Below are 15,242 nucleotides of genomic sequence, written 5' to 3' on the forward strand. Positions count from 1 at the left end.
CCGGTGGTGAAAAGGTCCCGGTGCGCCGGCGGCGCACCTCGACGGTGGCGCTCTTCGTCCTGGCCGGAGCCGGGCTGCTGGTGTCGGTCGTCGCCGCGTCGCTCTTCGGGAGCGCGGACATCCGGCCCCTGGACGTCGTCTCCACGATCCTCCGCCATGTCGGCCTGGGCGCCCTCGCGCCCACCCCGCCCCTCCCGGGCCTGCTGGACGCGCTGATCTGGGAGTCGCGCTTCCCGCGGGTGCTGCTGGCCGCCGCCGTCGGGATGGCCCTGGCGGTCTCGGGCGCGGTGCTGCAGGCGGTCACCAGGAACTCCCTGGCCGACCCCTACCTGCTGGGCGTCTCCTCCGGCGCGTCCACCGGCGCGGTGGCCGTGCTCCTGCTGGGCATCGGCGGAAGCGTCTCCCTCTCGACCGGAGCCTTCGCCGGCGGCCTGGTCTCCTTCGGCCTGCTGCTGGTGCTGCTCGGTGGGGGGCGCGTCGCCAGCCCTTCCCGCGTGGTGCTGACCGGCGTACTCGTGTCGCAGTTCTTCGCCGCGGTCACCTCGGTCGTCCTCATGGTCAGCGGGGACGCGAACTCCACCCGTGGCTTCACGTACTGGCTGCTCGGCACCCTCGGGGGCGCCCGGTGGGAGGGGGTGACCGTGACCGTCGTGATCATCCTGGCCGGAGTGGTCGCCGTGCAGTTCTTCGCGCCCGCCCTCGACGCCTTCACCTTCGGGTGGGACTCCGCCGCCGCCCTGGGGATCAACGTCACCGCGGCCCGCGTCTGGCTGATGGTGCTGACCTCGGTCATCACGGCGGCCGCCGTGGCGGCCTCCGGGGCGATCGGCTTCATCGGGCTCCTCGTCCCGCATGCCGTCCGCATCCTGGCGGGCCCGGCGCACCGCTGCCTGCTCCCCCTGTCCGCGATCGCCGGTGCCGTCTTCCTCGTCTGGGTGGACGTGTTCGCCCGGACGGCGTTCTCGCCCCACGAGCTGCCCGCCGGCGTCATCACCGCGCTGCTCGGCGCGCCCGCCTTCGCCCTGGTCCTGAAGCGTCTGGAGTCCTGATGGGCCGCATCACCACCACCGAACTCTCCTGGTCGGTCAAGGGCCACCGGCTGTTGGACACCATCGAGATGGCGGCCCACGACGGGAAGACCGTCGGCCTCCTCGGCCCCAACGGCTCGGGCAAGTCGACCTTGCTGCGCCTGCTCGCCGGACTGCGCCGCCCCGACACCGGAAGCGTCCGCTACGACGACACCAGCCTGGACGACCTCGGCCGCCGGGTGCTGGCCCGACGGCTCGCCGTCGTCGAACAGGACGTGTCCGCCCACCACCGCGTCACCGTCCGCCAGGTCGTCGAACTCGGCCGCACCCCCTTCCGCGGCCGGTTCGACGCACTGACCGGGCACGACCGGCGGATCGTCGACGCGGCGCTGGAGCGGACCGACATGGCCGACAAGCAGCACCGGAGCTGGCACACCCTCTCGGGAGGGGAGAGACAGCGCACCCAACTCGCCCGGGCCCTGGCCCAGGAGCCCCGGGAGATCCTGCTCGACGAACCCACCAACCACCTCGACATCCGCCACCAGCTCGAACTCCTCGACCTGCTGGCCTCACTGGACGTCACCTGCGTCGTCGCCCTGCACGACCTCAACCTCGCCGCCCGGTACTGCGACCACGTCGTCGTCCTCCACCACGGGCAGGTGGCCGCGGCGGGCGCCCCGGAGACCGTGCTGACCCCGGACCTCGTCGAGTCGGTCTACGGCGTGAACGTGCTCGTCGACCGCGAACGCACCACCGGCACGCTCCGCATCACCTACCTGGCCTCCACGGCCACCCGAACGACCGCCACGCAGGCGATGTGACCCAGCCGCCGCGGGCGGCGGCGGGGGAACGGTGGCGTGTCACGAGGGCTCCCGCGGCCTCGGTGCGGCATGTTCTCCTCGGCGGGCGATGTCCCGTGAGCCCTCGTTTGCAGGAGTCTGCGGAGGTGTCCCTTGGGCGCGAGCGGTAGCGGGCCGGGCGGTCGCGGGCCGGGCGGTCCCTGGCGTCCGGAGTTCTGGCGCAGCCCGCTGCGGGGACCCTGGCTGACCTCGGTGTTCGGGCTGGTCCTGCTGCCCGGGATCACCGTGCTGTTCGTGACGGGCCTGCTGTCGTACGCCGCCTACAACCCGGATCTGGCGGCGGTGAACGACCAGACGCCCGGCAAGGGGTGGCTCGGCTTCTACCTGTTCCCCTGGCCGACCTCCCCGTACTGGCTCTACCGGGTCACGCAAGGGGTGCACGTCACGCTCGGGATCGTGCTCGTACCCGTGCTCCTGGCGAAGCTGTGGTCGGTCATCCCGAAGCTCTTCGCCCTGCCCCCGGTGCGGTCGGCCGCCCACGGCATCGAGCGGCTGTCCCTGCTCCTGCTGGTGGGCGGCGCCGGGTTCGAGTTCGTCACCGGCATCCTCAACGTGCAGCTGCACTACATCTTCCCCGGCTCCTTCTACACGCTGCATTTCTACGGGGCCTGGGTCTTCATCGGTGCCTTCGTGGTCCACGTGGCCTTCCGGCTGCCGAGGGCCCTGCGCGCGGTCCGGACCGGGGCGGAGCAGCCCGCGGCCGGTACGCAGGAGGCGGCGGGACTGGTCCCGCCCCGCCCGGCGGCGCCGACGATCTCACGCCGGGGCGCGCTCGGCATGGTCGGCCTGGGATCCCTGGTGCTGCTGGTGGTCACGGCGGGTCAGAGCGTGGGCGGCCGGCTGCGGCGGACCGCCCTGCTCGCCCCGCACGGCCAGGACCCCGGCTCCGGACCGAACGGCTTCCAGATCAACAAGACCGCCGCCTCCGTCGGCATCCGCCCCGGCGACGTCGGACCCGCCTGGCGGCTGACCGTACGCGGCGCCGGCCGGCAGGTCGACCTGACCTACGAGCACCTGCTGGCCCTGCCCCAGCACGACTCGGCCCTGCCCATCGCCTGCGTGGAGGGCTGGTCGACGCCCGACCAGCTCTGGAGCGGGGTGCGGCTCACCGACCTGGCCGCGCTCGTCGGGCTCGGCACCCACACCCCCCAGGTGTTCGTGGAGTCGGTGCAGCGCGGCGGCCCGTTCCGCTCGGTGGTCCTGCGCGACAACCAGGCCCGCGACGCCCGCTCGCTCCTCGCCGTACGCGTCAACGGCGCCGTCCTCTCCCACGACCACGGCTACCCGGCCCGGGTGATCGTGCCCGGTGCCCCCGGTGTCCACAACACCAAGTGGGTCACCCGCCTCACCTTCGGGGAGCCGGCGTGAGGTTCCGCCTCCCGGCCCCGGGCACGTTCGCCTTCCGGCGCCGGTACGGGGCCTCCCCGCTGCACCTGCTCCTCGTCCTCGCCTCCTTCGCCCTCGCGCTGTACGCGGGCCTGAGGCTCCTGGAGGGGGACACCCTCGGAGTGGCCCTGTGGTTCGTCGGGGCGGCGCTCGTGCACGACCTGGTGCTCCTGCCCCTGTACGCGGTGACGGACCGGGCGGCGCAGGCGGTCTTCACGAGCGCGCCGGACGCCAGGGGCCCCGGGGTGCGGGTGGGCGTCAACCACGTGCGCGTACCGGCCTTCGTCTCCGGTGTCCTCCTGCTCGTCTGGTGGCCCCTGGTCCTGCGTCGGGTGGACCACTTCACCGCGGCCACGGGGCTGCCCGCGGACGGGTTCCTGACGCGCTGGCTGCTGATCACCGCCGCTCTCTTCGCCGCCTCGGCGGCCGTCCTCCTCGTACGGATGTGGCACGGGACGAGGGCGGCCCGGCGGGCGAGGCGGGCTGCCCGGCGGGCGGCGCGGGCGGCGCGGGCGCGCGCTCGCGGGGCGGCGAAGTGACCGCCGTGCGATTCACCCGTACGGGAAAAGACTTGGACCGTGCGGGCGGGGGTGGGGAAGACTGCGGTTTCTGTCCTGAAGGTGGCGACCGAGCGGGGTTGGGATGGAATCGTCTGTATCGCGCGTCGCACCGGGCCGGGGCTCGGTGCTGCTCGCCCTCCGTTACTACGGAAGGGAGTTGGCGCGGCTGCGGTGGCTGACGGTGCCCGCCATGCTGCTGCCCGCGCTGGGCAACATCGGCATCGACTACATCGCACCGCTCGTCATCGCCAAGCTGGTCGCCCGGATCGCCGAGGGCGGCGCCACCGGCATCGGGCCGATGCTGCCGTACGTGCTCGGGTTCGCCGGAGTGCTGCTGCTCGCGGAGGGGCTGTGGCGGCTCGGGCTGCACTGTCTCAACCGGGTCGACGCGCGCGGCATCGAACGGCTCTACGTGATCGGGATGGACGAACTGTTCGCCAAGGACGCGGCGTTCTTCCACGACAACTTCGCCGGATCGCTGACCAAGCGGGTGCTGAGCTTCGCCTCCCGCTTCGAGGAGTTCGTCGACACCCTGACCTTCTCCCTCGTCGGCAAGTTCGTCCCGCTGATCTTCGGCTCCGTGGTGCTGTGGATGTACGAACCGCTGCTCGTCGTCGTGCTCCTGGTGCCGATCGCCGTGACGGCCCTGTGCGTGACCCCCCTGATCCGCCGCCGCCAGGCACTCGTCGACCAGCGGGAGGAGGCCATCGCCCGGGTCTCCGGGCACGTCGCCGACAGCCTGATGAACATGGACACGGTCCGGGCCTTCGCCGCCGAGAAGCGGGAGGCCGCCGAACACCGCTCGCGGGTGGCCGAGTCGAGGCGGCTCACCTTGCGTTCGTGGGACTACGGCAACCTGCGCATCGACACCGTCGTCGCGCCCATGTCCGTGCTGACCAACGCGCTGGGCCTGCTGATCGCCATCGCGCTCGCCGGCGCCGGGCACGGCGTGGAGGCGGTCGTGGTCGCCTTCGCCTACTTCAGCAGCGCGACGCGGATCATGTTCGAGTTCAACCAGATCTACCGCCGGCTGGAGAGCTCGATGACGGAGGCCGCGCAGTTCACCGAACTGCTGCTGACCCCGCCGACCGTGTTCGACCCGCCCTCGCCGGAACCGCTGCGGTCCCAGGGGGCCGAGGTGCGCTTCGAGGAGGTGACCTTCGCCCACGCGGGCGCGGAGCCGCTCTTCGAGGGCCTCGACCTGACCGTGCCCAGCGGGACGAAGCTGGGTCTGGTCGGCCGCTCCGGCGGCGGCAAGACCACCCTCACCCGGCTGCTGCTGCGGATGTCGGACATCGGCGCCGGCCGGATCCTGATCGGCGGTCAGGACATCAGCAGGATGGCCCAGGCCGACCTGCGCGGCCTGATCGCGTACGTGCCGCAGGACCCGGCGATGTTCCACCGCACGCTGCGCGAGAACATCGCGTTCGCGCGGCCCGACGCCACCGACGCCGAGGTCCGCCGCGCCGCCGAGGCGGCGCACGTCACGGAGTTCGCCGACGCCCTCCCGGACGGCTTCGACACCATGGTCGGCGAGCGCGGGGTCAAGCTGTCCGGCGGACAGCGCCAGCGGGTCGCCCTGGCCCGGGCGATCCTGCGCGACGCGCCGATCCTGCTGCTCGACGAGGCGACCAGCGCCCTGGACTCCGAGAGCGAGATCCTCGTCCAGGACGCCCTGTGGCGGCTCATGGAGGGGCGGACGGCCCTGGTCGTGGCGCACCGGCTGAGCACGGTCGCCGGGATGGACCGGCTCGTCGTCGTCGACCGCGGCCGGATCGTCGAGCAGGGCACGCACCAGGAACTGCTCGCGGCGGACGGCTCCTACGCGAAGCTGTGGCAGCACCAGTCGGGCGGCTTCCTGCACGACGAGGCCGGCGCCCCGGCCGACCTGCACTGACTCCGGCGCGCTACCGGATCTCCTGGATACGGCCGTCGACGCCCGAGCGGTAGAGCTTCCCGGCCGAGAAGCCCTGGTCGCCCCGCCCGAACGTGATCTGCGTGGACAGCGGCAGCCCCGAGGCCACCGTGCACAGGGCCGCGCCCTCGGCACGCCAGATCTGGCCGGCCGTGTGGGTGGCGATCAGCGGCCGGCCGAGGGGGTCGAGGGTGAGGCCGTCGGGGAGGGCGAGCGTGTCGGTGCCCTCGGTGGAGATCCACCGCCGGGGGTGTCCGGGGTCGGTCACGGGGATGCGGTACAGCCCGGGGGCGAGGGTGGTCTGGACGACGTACACCTCGCTCCCGTCCGGTGAGACGGCGATGCCGTTCGGCTGCGGCACCCGCGCCCAGGCGGGGTCGACCCGGCCGTCCGGTGTGACCCGGCCGATGGTCCGGCCGCCCAGGGTGGTGGTGTACACGGTGCCGTCGGGGGCGAGGGCGACGCCGTCGATGCCGCCGAGCCCCGAGGCGTACGTACTGACCTCGCCGGAGTCCGGGTCCACCAGCAGCAGTTCGGAGACCGGGAAGGCGTCGCCCGTCACCGAGTGGAGGAGGTCGTTCCCGGTGCCGACGAGCAGCCGTCCGTCCTCGCGGACGACGATCCCGCCGTTGGCGCCGACCCGTCCGGTGATCGGGACCGGGTCACGGCCGGGCGCGTCGATGCGGTAGACCCGGCCCGAGAAGTAGGCGGTGGCGAACATCCGGCCCCGCCGGTCGACGGCGATGGACTCGACCCAGTCGGGTATGCGCGCCACCTCGACGGGAGCGGCCGTGGCGGTGCCGCTCGCGCAGGCCGGCGCGGCATGGGCGGGCGCCGCCGCCGGGAGCGCGGCGGCGAACGCCCATGCCAGCGTCACCGCCATGAGGGGGCCGCGAGCCCGGCTCCGGTTCCGGTTCCGGCTCCGGTCGTGTGCGCGTAACGTCATCGGACGCCTTCCTTCGGGGGATCCGCTCGGATCGCCGTGGACTGCCGTACGCCCGGTGATCTACCCCGGCGGGGGCCGGGGTCGAACGTCTCTTCCGGACTCGAACGGGCGCGCCCTGCCCGGGTGTTAGGGTCACGCCATGTCCAAGGCCGAAATCGACGTGGTGACCGCCGAGTTCTTCGGCGCTTTCGACAACCGGGGCGGGAAGGCCGCCGACGTCGGGCGGATCCGGCGGCTGGTCGTGCCGGGCGGGGTGATCGTGAAGACCGGCCCCGACTTCACCGTCTACTCGGTGGAGGAGTTCATCGAGCCCCGCGAACGCCTGCTCACGGGCGGGCGGCTGGCCGAGTTCGCCGAGTGGGAGACCTCGGAACGGACCGAGATCACCGGGGACATCGCCTCGCGCTTCGGGACGTACCGCAAGTCCGGGATCCTGGACGGCGAGCCGTTCGAGGGCGGCGGCACCAAGACCATCCAGTTCGTGCGCACCCCGGACGACGGCTGGCGGATCGCGGCGTTCTCCTGGTACGACGCACCCTGACCGGCCGGGCGCGGGGCGCGGGCCTCACGGGAGCGGGTCGCCCGGATCGCGGCCGCCCATGTCGAGCCGGAAGGGCGGGTAGTCGTCCGTCATCAGTGCCGCGTAGGCCGTGACCCGCAGCACCCACCGGTTGAGGCCCGTGATCAGAGAGAACAGGTCCCGGGGGTAGGTGCCGGTGAAGGCCAGGGCGATGGCAGCGAACAGCACCAGCAGCCCGATGAGTCCCGGTCCGCCGTGGTGGCCCATGTCCCAGCCGCCGCAGAAGATGCCGAGGACCAGGTACTGCGGGATGGCCAGCAGCCACCACTTGACCAGCACCAGGCCCCGGGACAGCCGCTCGGGGTAGGCGATGTCGAGACGGGCCGGATAGTCCGGCGCGTCACCCAGGGTGAACGGTGGGTAGCGGTCGGTGCCGAGGGTGCCGTACGCGTAGTAGGAGACCCGCCAGCTCCAGCGCAGCACACCGAGGTTGAAGTCGAACAGGGCCCGTGGATAGCGCTCGGTGAACAGGATCGCGAAGAACGCGACCACGCTCACGAGCACGAAGGCGATCCACAGGAAGGCCAGCACGACGATGTGCGGGATCGCCAGGATCCACTTCACCAGCCACAGCCAGCGTGACAGCGGCAGGTCCAGGGACGCCGACACCCGTACCGGGCGGTAGGCGGTGGGCGAGGTCATGACCGGACTCCTTCCGCGCCGAACTCCACGGCCGCACGGCCCCCCACCTCTCACTCCAGCGTGCGCCCGCGGCGGGGGACCTGCGAGTGCTGCCGGGGCCGGGTGAGGGGCGGGGATGGGACGGTGACGGGGCGGGCGGGGTGCCGGTGCCCGTCAGGCGGCCGCGGCCACGAGCTCGATCAGGGAGGTGCGCGCGCGGGCCACACGGGAGCGGATGGTCCCGACCGGGCAGCCGAGGAGGGCGGCGGCCTCAGCGTAGGGCAGGCCGAGGAGCTGGGTCAGGACGAAGACGTCGCGGCGCTCGGCGGGGATCGTCGTGAGCAGCTCGGCGAGGGCGATGCCGTCGTCGAAGCCCGGCAGGTCGCGGGGCTGGGCCTGCTCGGCGGCGGCCTGCCAGTCGTCCCGGTCGGCGATTCTCGGGCGGGCCGCCTTGTGGCGGAGGCTGTCCGCGACGGTGCGCCGGGCGATGGACAGCAGCCAGGTGCGTGCCGAGGAGCGGCCCTCGAAGCGGTGCAGGCTGCCCAGCGCCCGCAGGAACGTCTCCTGCGTGAGGTCGTCCGCGGACTGCGGATCGGCGCTGAGGTAGGCGACGTAGCGCCAGACGTCACGGTGCAGGGCGCGGACGAAGCGGTCCACGGCATCGGGGTCGCCGTCGCGGGCGGCGAGCGCCAGCCGGGTCGTCGGCTCGTCGGTGCCGGGGGTGTGGCGCGCGGGCGTGACGGCGGCAGGGGTGGCCGTCCTGGCGGAGAGGCGCAGGGCAGGGGTCATCGCCTGGTGTCCTTACGGGAATCCGGGATCCGGAAATCCGGCGCACGCGTGGGGCCGCGTCGTCGCGTCGCGTCGCGTCGCATCGCGTTGCGTGGTGGTGCGGGCGCGATGGGCGTGACGGCTGCGACGGGCGGGGTGGGCCGGTGAGCGGTACGGCGGCTGCCGGGCGGCAGGGCCGATGCCCGAGGCGCGCGCCGGGAACGCGGGCGCGCGTCGGGGAAGCCGGCTGTCAGACGACAGCGGTCCCGGCAGGCGGACCCCGTGAGGTGATGGTGTGACCGAGCAGCAGCCGGCGCAGCGGCCCCGACCCGTGGTCCCGGCGGGCGCGCCGGCGCGGCGGGTCCGGCGGCGCGGGCAGGCGGAGCAGCGGGCGCAGCGGTACGAGGAGCCAGCCGGCCACGGCGCGCAGGACACGGAACGCGCCCTGTTCGCCGTACGCGAGCCAGAGGCCGCAGAGCAGGGCGGCCAGCAGGTGGGCGGCGAGCATGCCGCTCGGCGCCATGGCGTGCGGCCCGTCCATGCCGGCCGGACCGCTCATGCCGCCCATGCCGACGGCGTCCGCGGCACCGGCCAGGTCCGTCACGGGGTGGCCGGACGGCATCGTCCCCATGGCGTGGTGGTGGGCGTGCCGGCCAGCGGCGGGCCGGGCGGAGCCGGTCCCGGTCGCGCCGCACAGCAGGTACCGGACCCACCGCCGGGCGAGCGGGGCGGCTCCGGAGCCGCCGCCGTGCGCCGCCGCCTGCGTCAGTGAGAACCCGGCGTGCAGGGTGGCCTGGACGGCGACGGTCGCCGACGTGACGGCCAGGAGGCCGCGTTCACGACCGGCCGCGGACCATGCCACCGCACCCGTGCCGGCCAGGGCCGCAGCGAGCGCCCACCACGGGACGGCCGTACCCGACATGAGGACGTGGCCGAGGGCCGCGAGCAGCACGCAGGTGGCCGCGAACATCGCGGCCCGTAACGCGCGGTAGCTTCGACCCGGAGTCATGGCGGGCTCATCGTCGCATCCCCGCGCCGAGGGGCACAGAGGGGATCGGGAACCTTGATGCAGCCTGCTAATTCCTCTCAAGTCCCTTTGTGGCAGCCGTGTATATCGGGTAGTGGGGCGGCCTTCACCGCTGGTACGGCGGCCAAGCTGGCCCTGAGCGTCGACGACGGTACGGGCGGCCTCACGGTCTGCTCGGTGGCCTGCACGCCCACCGCGGCGACCACCACCCTCGGTGACGTCCTGGCCGCGGCCACCACCGGAGCCACCCCCGCGGGCTGCGTCACGAGCGTGACCCCCGGATCGGGCGCCGGTACCATCACCGCGGTCAACGGCGTCTCCACCAGTGGTGGCTCGACCTGGAAGGTCAGCGCCGACGGCGCCGCCTTCGCCGGCGCGCAGCGCGAGAGGATCATCAACGTGGGCGACACCATCGCCCTGCGCAACGGCGGCTGACCGTTCCCATCCCGGAAGGAACCAACGAGAACATGCGCGACGCGGACGCGGCGCAGGACGAGGTCCTGCTGGCGGTCGAGGGCCGGGCCGGACACATCACGCTCAACCGCCCCAAGGCCCTCAACGCCCTCAGCCACCCCATGGTGCTCCGCATCGAGGAGGCGCTGACCGCCTGGGAGCGGGATCCCGCCGTACAGACGGTGGTGATCTCCGGCGCCGGTGAGCGGGGCCTGTGCGCGGGCGGTGACATCCGCGCCATCCACGCGGACGCCCGCGCGGGCGGCCACGCCTCGGCGGACTTCTGGCGGGACGAGTACCGGCTGAACGCGCGGATCGCCCGCTACCCCAAACCGTACGTGGCGTTCATGGACGGCATCGTGATGGGCGGCGGGGTCGGGGTCTCGGCCCACGGCAGCGTCCGGATCGTCACCGAACGGTCCAGGGTCGCCATGCCGGAGACCGGCATCGGTTTCGTCCCCGACGTCGGCGGCACCTACCTGCTGGCGCTGGCCCCCGGCGAGCTGGGCACCCACCTTGCCCTGACGGGCGCGCCCGTCGGCCCCGCCGACGCACTCCTGGCGGGGCTCGCCGACCACTTCGTCCCCTCCGACCGGCTCGGCGCCCTGGCGGCGGATCTCGCGCTCTCGCCCGTACGCGAGGTCCTCGCCCGGTGCGTCGCCCCGCCGCCGCCCGGTGAACTCGCCGGCCACCGGGCCTGGATCGACACCTGCTACGCGGCCGACACGGTCGAGGAGATCGTCGACCGGCTGCTCGCCACCGGCCTGACCGCCGCCAAGGAGACGGCCGACACCCTGGCCGCCAAGTCGCCCACCGCCCTGAAGGTCACCCTGGCCGCGCTGCGCCGGGCCCGGGACCTGGGCCCCCTGGAGCGGGTCCTGGAACAGGAGTACCGCGTCTCCTGCGCGGCGCTGGCCTCCGCCGACCTCGTCGAGGGCATCCGGGCCCAGGTCATCGACAAGGACCGCGAGCCCCGCTGGTCGCCCGCCACCCTCGCCGAGGTCACCGAGGCGGACGTGGCCCGCCACTTCGCCCCGCTCGACGAGGGGCGCGAGCTCCGCCTCGGCGACGGCGGCTCCCCTCAGGAGGTGCCCTGGTGACCACCGTCGCCTTCGTGGCCGGGCGGGGCCCGGACTTCGCCCGCCGCTGAGGCCACGGCCGCCCGCCCCGGCCGGGCCGCCTCAGTGGAAGCGGACGGCTGCCGCCGCGAAGGCCGGGGCGTGGGCCGGTACGGACGCGAGGAGGGCCACCCACGAGCCGTCGGTGAACTCGAAGTCCATCCGGCCCTTGTGGTGCGCCCCGGCCGGGTTGGCCCGCAGCGCGGCGACCTCCGGACGGGGTGCCTCCCAGTACTGCCGCAGCGCGGGAGTGTTCTGCCAGACCGGCGAGACGTCACTCAGGCCGAACCAGCGGCGGTCGGTGACGGCGAGCACCCCGGTGACCGAACCGCGTACGCCGGCCCGGCCGATGAGGAAGCGTCCGGCCGAGCTCTCCCAGCCGCCCTCCATGCCCGTGCCGTGCGCCGTCCCGCCGACGGCGGCCCCGGCCGCCCGGGAGCGGTGCGTGTCGTGCGAGCGCGAGGTGAGCAACTGGCGCAGAGCGCCCGGGAGTCTCGCCTCGATCCGGCGCCCGAGGTCCGCCGGGTCGGGCGGGGCGAGCAGCGACTCGGGCGGCTGCGGCACGCCGGGGGCGAGTTCGTATCCGCACGCGGCGATCAGCCGCTCGTCCGGACGCAGGAACTGGTGGGCCTGATCGCGCGCTTCCTGGTTCAACGCGCCTGCTCCTGTTCTGTCGCAGGGCTCCCGGCACGCGTCTGGACGTCACGGGACGCCGAGCGACGTCGTGGGTGGGCACCGGACAGATCGTGTCCGGCACGCCACGATTGTCCCCCGGTGCCCTGCCTTCTTGATCATCGGGGTGCCCCTGCGGACGCCGTGCCGCCGCCGGGGCCGCCGCCCGGGCCGGATCCGGGGCCGCCGCCGGCGGCTCAGGGCCGCGAGAGATCGCCCGCGTGCCGCTCCAGCGGTGCGGTTACCGCGGAGTTGCTCACAAGGAAGGTCACGCTCCCGGCCCGGTACCGGTCGTCCGTCCACTCGATCGGCCGGCCGGTCTGCGTACTGGTCAGGTGACGCTGGCGCAACAGCGGGCTGCCCCGGCGTAGTTCGAGCAGCCGTGCGTCCTCGGACCCGGCCGGCAGGGCGTCGATGAGGTGCTCGCCGTAGTGCGCGACGATGCCGGAGTCCTTGGCCAGGCTGTCCATGACCGAGCGGCAGTCGTCCGGCAGCGCCTCGACCGCCGGGGCGACCCAGTCCGCGTACGCGGTCCGCTCCACCATGGTGGGCTCCCCGTCCAGGCAGCGCAGCCGCAGTACGTAGAGGATCTCGGTGCCCGGCGCCAGCGCCAGCCTCCCGGCCTCCTCGTCGGTGGCCGGCCGGCGGGTGCGCCCGAGGAACCGGCTGGTGACCTCGTGGCCCATGCCCTGGGCCCACTGGGCGAAGCTGTTGAGCTCGCCGAAGCTGTGCCGGCGCTCCTGCCGCAGCACGATCCGGCGGGCCCCTTGCCGGGAGCCGATCAGTCCCTCGGCGGCGAGCACGGCCACGGCCTGGCGCACGGTGCCGCGGGAGGCCGACCAGCGGGCGGCGAGGTCGCTCTCGGAGGGCAGCTCGGCGCCCACCGGGTGCTCCCCGGCCAGGATCGCCGCGCGCAGTGCCTCCGCGATCTCCAGATACCGGGCCGTGCCCATCCGTCCGCCTCCCCGCTCTGCCGCAGTGCTCCTGACGATCAAGTAAACACTCCTGACTCTAGCCGCGGGCAACCATCCGGACCTGCTGTGTTGCCGATCGCACTCCCGCTGTCACGCCGGAATCCGGCCATCCCCACTTCTTCGTCGCGCCGTGCTCCGCCGGGCATCCGCCGTTCATGTTCCGTACAGGGGCCCCCGGCGAACTAGGGGCAACTTGTTCAGACAAGTGAACCCCTTCGTCTCTGGGAGAGACCGTGTTCAGATCCCCTGCCCGCGGCGCGGCCGCGCTGCTCGGTGCCGCCGTCCTCGCCACCCTCACCGCGTGCGGCGCGGCCCCCGACACCACCGCCAAGGGCGGCGACGCCAAGGGTGGCGTCCCGGCAGGTACGGCCACCTCGGCCGCGCAGCTCGGGGGCAAGTCCGCCCTCGTCACGGCCGCCGAGAAGGAGGGGCAGCTCAACGTCATCGCGCTGCCGCCGGACTGGGCGAACTACGGCGAGCTGATCAAGGCCTTCGAGGCCAAGTACAAGATCAAGGTCAACAGCGAGAACCCGGACGCCTCCAGCGCCGACGAGATCGCCGCGGTGAAGTCCCGCAAGGGCCAGAAGCGCGCCCCCGACGTCCTGGACCTCGGCATAGCCTTCGCGCGCAGCGGCGCCGAGGAGGGCCTGTTCGCCCCGTACAAGGTCGAGGCGTGGGACAAGATCCCGGCCGGCCAGAAGGACGCGGACGGCCGCTGGTACAACGACTACGGCGGCTACGTCTCCATCGGCTGCGACGCGGCCAGGATCACGAACTGCCCGACCACCTTCGCGGACCTGCTCAAGCCCGAGTACAAGGGCAAGGTCGCCCTCAACGGCAACCCCACCAAGTCGGGTTCGGCCTTCGGCGGCGTGTACGCGGCCGCCCTGGCCAACAAGGGCTCCTTCGCCGACATCCAGCCGGGCATCGACTTCTTCGGGCAGCTGCGCAAGAGCGGCAACTTCATCCCCGTCGAGTCCACCCCGGCCACCGTCGAGAAGGGCGAGACGCCCATCTCCATCGACTGGGACTACCTCAACGCCGGCTACGCCGACCAGTTCAAGGGCAAGGGCGTCGACTGGAAGGTCGCCGTGCCCAGCGACGGCGTCTACGCCCAGTACTACTCGCAGGCCATCAACAAGGAGGCCCCGAACCCGGCGGCCGCCCGCCTGTGGATGGAGTTCCTGTACAGCGCGGAGGGCCAGAACCTGTGGCTCAAGGGCTACGCCCGCCCGGTCCTGCTGCCGGCCATGACCCAGGACGGCACCGTCGACAAGGCCGCCGTCGCCAAGCTCCCGCAGGTCCAGGGCACCCCGGCCTTCCCGGCCTCCGCCGAGCTCGACAAGGCCAAGGCCACCCTCTCCGAGAAGTGGGACAAGGCCCTCTCCTGATGCCCGCCACCTCCACCACCCCTCACCCGGGGGGAACCGCCGGCGGCACCCGCCGCCGGCGGCGCGGCCCGCGCACCTGGCTCGCCGCCCTCCCGCTCCTCGTCTTCGCGGGCCTCTGCTTCGGACTCCCGCTCGGCGCGATCGCCTTCGGTGCCGTCACCGCCACCGACCCCGCGAGCGGCGCCACCCGGATGACCGGCGAGCACCTCCAGCGCTCGCTCCAGGGCCCCTACCTCGGCTCGCTCATCGGCAGCGTGCAGCTCTCCGCCCTCACCGCACTCGTCGGCGGCGTGCTCGGCGTCCTGATCGCGCAGGCCGTGGTCACCTCGCGCTCGTCGGCCCTGCGGGGCGCGGTCCTGACCGCCTCGGGCGTGCTCGCGAACTTCGGCGGCGTCCCGCTCGCGTTCGCGTTCATCGCCACCGTGGGCATCTCCGGAGTCGTCACCCAGCTCGCCGAGCTCACCAGCCTCGGCTGGAACCTGTACTCCTTCACCGGGCTCACCGTCGTCTACCTGTACTTCCTCGTGCCGCTGATGGTCCTCGTGATCGTCCCGGCCCTGGACGGACTGCGCCCGCAGTGGCGCGAGGCCGCGCAGAACGCCGGCGCGAACGGCCGGCAGTTCTGGCGCCACGTGGGGCTCCCCGTCCTCGCGCCCAGCCTGCTCGGCGGCTTCGTCCTGCTCTTCGGTACGGCCTTCGCCGCCCACGCCACGGCCGCCGCGCTGGTCGGCGGCTCCGTGCCGCTGGTCACGCTGAAGATCGCCGACGCGCTCTCCGGCAACGTGCTGACCGGCCAGGAGAACGTGGCACTCGCCCTCGGGCTCGACATGATCCTGATCGCCGGCCTGGTCATGGCGGTCTACCTGCCTCTCCAGCGACGGAGCGCCCGATGGCTGCGATGACCCCGACCACCCCGGAGACCGGCCCGACGGCCCAGGACACG

The 15,242-nt window shown here is 73.3% G+C and carries 15 protein-coding genes and 1 pseudogene; 10 read left to right on the plus strand and 6 right to left on the minus strand.

The window, feature by feature from the left end; all coding sequences use genetic code 11:
* Positions 1 to 20 precede the first annotated feature (20 nt).
* The 5 genes from ACZ6KO_RS03375 (at position 21) to ACZ6KO_RS03395 (ending at position 5,731) form a co-directional block, all read left to right on the plus strand.
* Entirely contained in the window at positions 21 to 1,049 is a 1,029-nt protein-coding gene (locus tag ACZ6KO_RS03375) for a FecCD family ABC transporter permease (RefSeq protein ID WP_469301508.1), read from the plus strand.
* Complete coding sequence (locus ACZ6KO_RS03380; RefSeq protein WP_469299354.1) at positions 1,049 to 1,849, plus strand: ABC transporter ATP-binding protein; 801 nt, start codon at positions 1,049 to 1,051, stop codon at positions 1,847 to 1,849. Before ACZ6KO_RS03375 ends, ACZ6KO_RS03380 begins: the two co-directional genes overlap by 1 nt.
* Before the next feature lie 132 nt (positions 1,850 to 1,981).
* Positions 1,982 to 3,256: a molybdopterin-dependent oxidoreductase gene (locus ACZ6KO_RS03385; protein ID WP_469299358.1), complete on the plus strand. Its 1,275-nt coding sequence runs from the start codon at positions 1,982 to 1,984 to the stop codon at positions 3,254 to 3,256.
* Entirely contained in the window at positions 3,253 to 3,813 is a 561-nt protein-coding gene (locus tag ACZ6KO_RS03390; RefSeq protein WP_469299360.1) for a hypothetical protein, read from the plus strand. Before ACZ6KO_RS03385 ends, ACZ6KO_RS03390 begins: the two co-directional genes overlap by 4 nt.
* A gap of 103 nt (positions 3,814 to 3,916) precedes the next feature.
* A complete protein-coding gene (locus tag ACZ6KO_RS03395) occupies positions 3,917 to 5,731 on the plus strand; it encodes an ABC transporter ATP-binding protein (RefSeq protein ID WP_469299364.1) in 1,815 nt (604 codons plus the stop codon).
* 10 nt (positions 5,732 to 5,741) lie between these two features.
* On the opposite strand, the gene ACZ6KO_RS03400 is transcribed toward ACZ6KO_RS03395, so the two are convergent.
* Positions 5,742 to 6,626 carry an SMP-30/gluconolactonase/LRE family protein gene (locus ACZ6KO_RS03400; protein ID WP_469299366.1) on the minus strand — a complete coding sequence of 295 codons (885 nt, stop codon included), beginning with the start codon at positions 6,624 to 6,626 and terminating at the stop codon, positions 5,742 to 5,744.
* A gap of 208 nt (positions 6,627 to 6,834) precedes the next feature.
* Between ACZ6KO_RS03400 and ACZ6KO_RS03405 the strand changes: the two genes are divergently transcribed.
* Positions 6,835 to 7,236, plus strand: a complete 402-nt coding sequence (locus ACZ6KO_RS03405) for a Cif family virulence factor (RefSeq protein WP_469299369.1) — start codon at positions 6,835 to 6,837, stop codon at positions 7,234 to 7,236.
* Positions 7,237 to 7,260: 24 nt separating this feature from the next.
* Here the strand turns inward: ACZ6KO_RS03405 and ACZ6KO_RS03410 are convergent, their stop codons facing one another.
* From ACZ6KO_RS03410 to ACZ6KO_RS03420, 3 genes are all read right to left on the minus strand, one after another.
* Positions 7,261 to 7,917, minus strand: a complete 657-nt coding sequence (locus ACZ6KO_RS03410) for a DUF4389 domain-containing protein (RefSeq protein WP_469299372.1) — start codon at positions 7,915 to 7,917, stop codon at positions 7,261 to 7,263.
* A 153-nt stretch (positions 7,918 to 8,070) separates the two neighbouring features.
* Positions 8,071 to 8,685, minus strand: a complete 615-nt coding sequence (locus tag ACZ6KO_RS03415; RefSeq protein WP_469299374.1) for a sigma-70 family RNA polymerase sigma factor — start codon at positions 8,683 to 8,685, stop codon at positions 8,071 to 8,073.
* A gap of 229 nt (positions 8,686 to 8,914) precedes the next feature.
* Entirely contained in the window at positions 8,915 to 9,673 is a 759-nt protein-coding gene (locus ACZ6KO_RS03420) for a hypothetical protein (protein ID WP_469299376.1), read from the minus strand.
* Positions 9,674 to 9,790: 117 nt separating this feature from the next.
* Here ACZ6KO_RS03420 and ACZ6KO_RS03425 point away from each other — a divergent pair.
* A pseudogene (locus ACZ6KO_RS03425) lies at positions 9,791 to 10,126 on the plus strand (hypothetical protein); the annotation flags it as partial.
* Positions 10,127 to 10,158: 32 nt separating this feature from the next.
* Positions 10,159 to 11,244: an enoyl-CoA hydratase/isomerase family protein gene (locus ACZ6KO_RS03430; protein WP_469299379.1), complete on the plus strand. Its 1,086-nt coding sequence runs from the start codon at positions 10,159 to 10,161 to the stop codon at positions 11,242 to 11,244.
* 81 nt (positions 11,245 to 11,325) lie between these two features.
* Here ACZ6KO_RS03430 and ACZ6KO_RS03435 read toward each other — a convergent pair whose 3' ends face one another.
* Together ACZ6KO_RS03435 and ACZ6KO_RS03440 are read right to left on the minus strand one after the other, a co-directional pair.
* On the minus strand, positions 11,326 to 11,916 hold the full coding sequence (locus ACZ6KO_RS03435; protein WP_469299381.1) for a hypothetical protein: 591 nt from the start codon (positions 11,914 to 11,916) through the stop codon (positions 11,326 to 11,328).
* A gap of 215 nt (positions 11,917 to 12,131) precedes the next feature.
* Complete coding sequence (locus ACZ6KO_RS03440; RefSeq protein ID WP_469299383.1) at positions 12,132 to 12,887, minus strand: GntR family transcriptional regulator; 756 nt, start codon at positions 12,885 to 12,887, stop codon at positions 12,132 to 12,134.
* Positions 12,888 to 13,141: 254 nt separating this feature from the next.
* Between ACZ6KO_RS03440 and ACZ6KO_RS03445 the strand changes: the two genes are divergently transcribed.
* Positions 13,142 to 14,299 carry an ABC transporter substrate-binding protein gene (locus ACZ6KO_RS03445; RefSeq protein WP_469299385.1) on the plus strand — a complete coding sequence of 386 codons (1,158 nt, stop codon included), beginning with the start codon at positions 13,142 to 13,144 and terminating at the stop codon, positions 14,297 to 14,299.
* A complete protein-coding gene (locus ACZ6KO_RS03450) occupies positions 14,299 to 15,201 on the plus strand; it encodes an ABC transporter permease (protein ID WP_469299387.1) in 903 nt (300 codons plus the stop codon). Before ACZ6KO_RS03445 ends, ACZ6KO_RS03450 begins: the two co-directional genes overlap by 1 nt.
* The last annotated feature ends 41 nt before the right edge of the window (positions 15,202 to 15,242 follow it).

The sequence above is a fragment of the Streptomyces sp. NPDC042102 genome, from assembly GCF_055582305.1.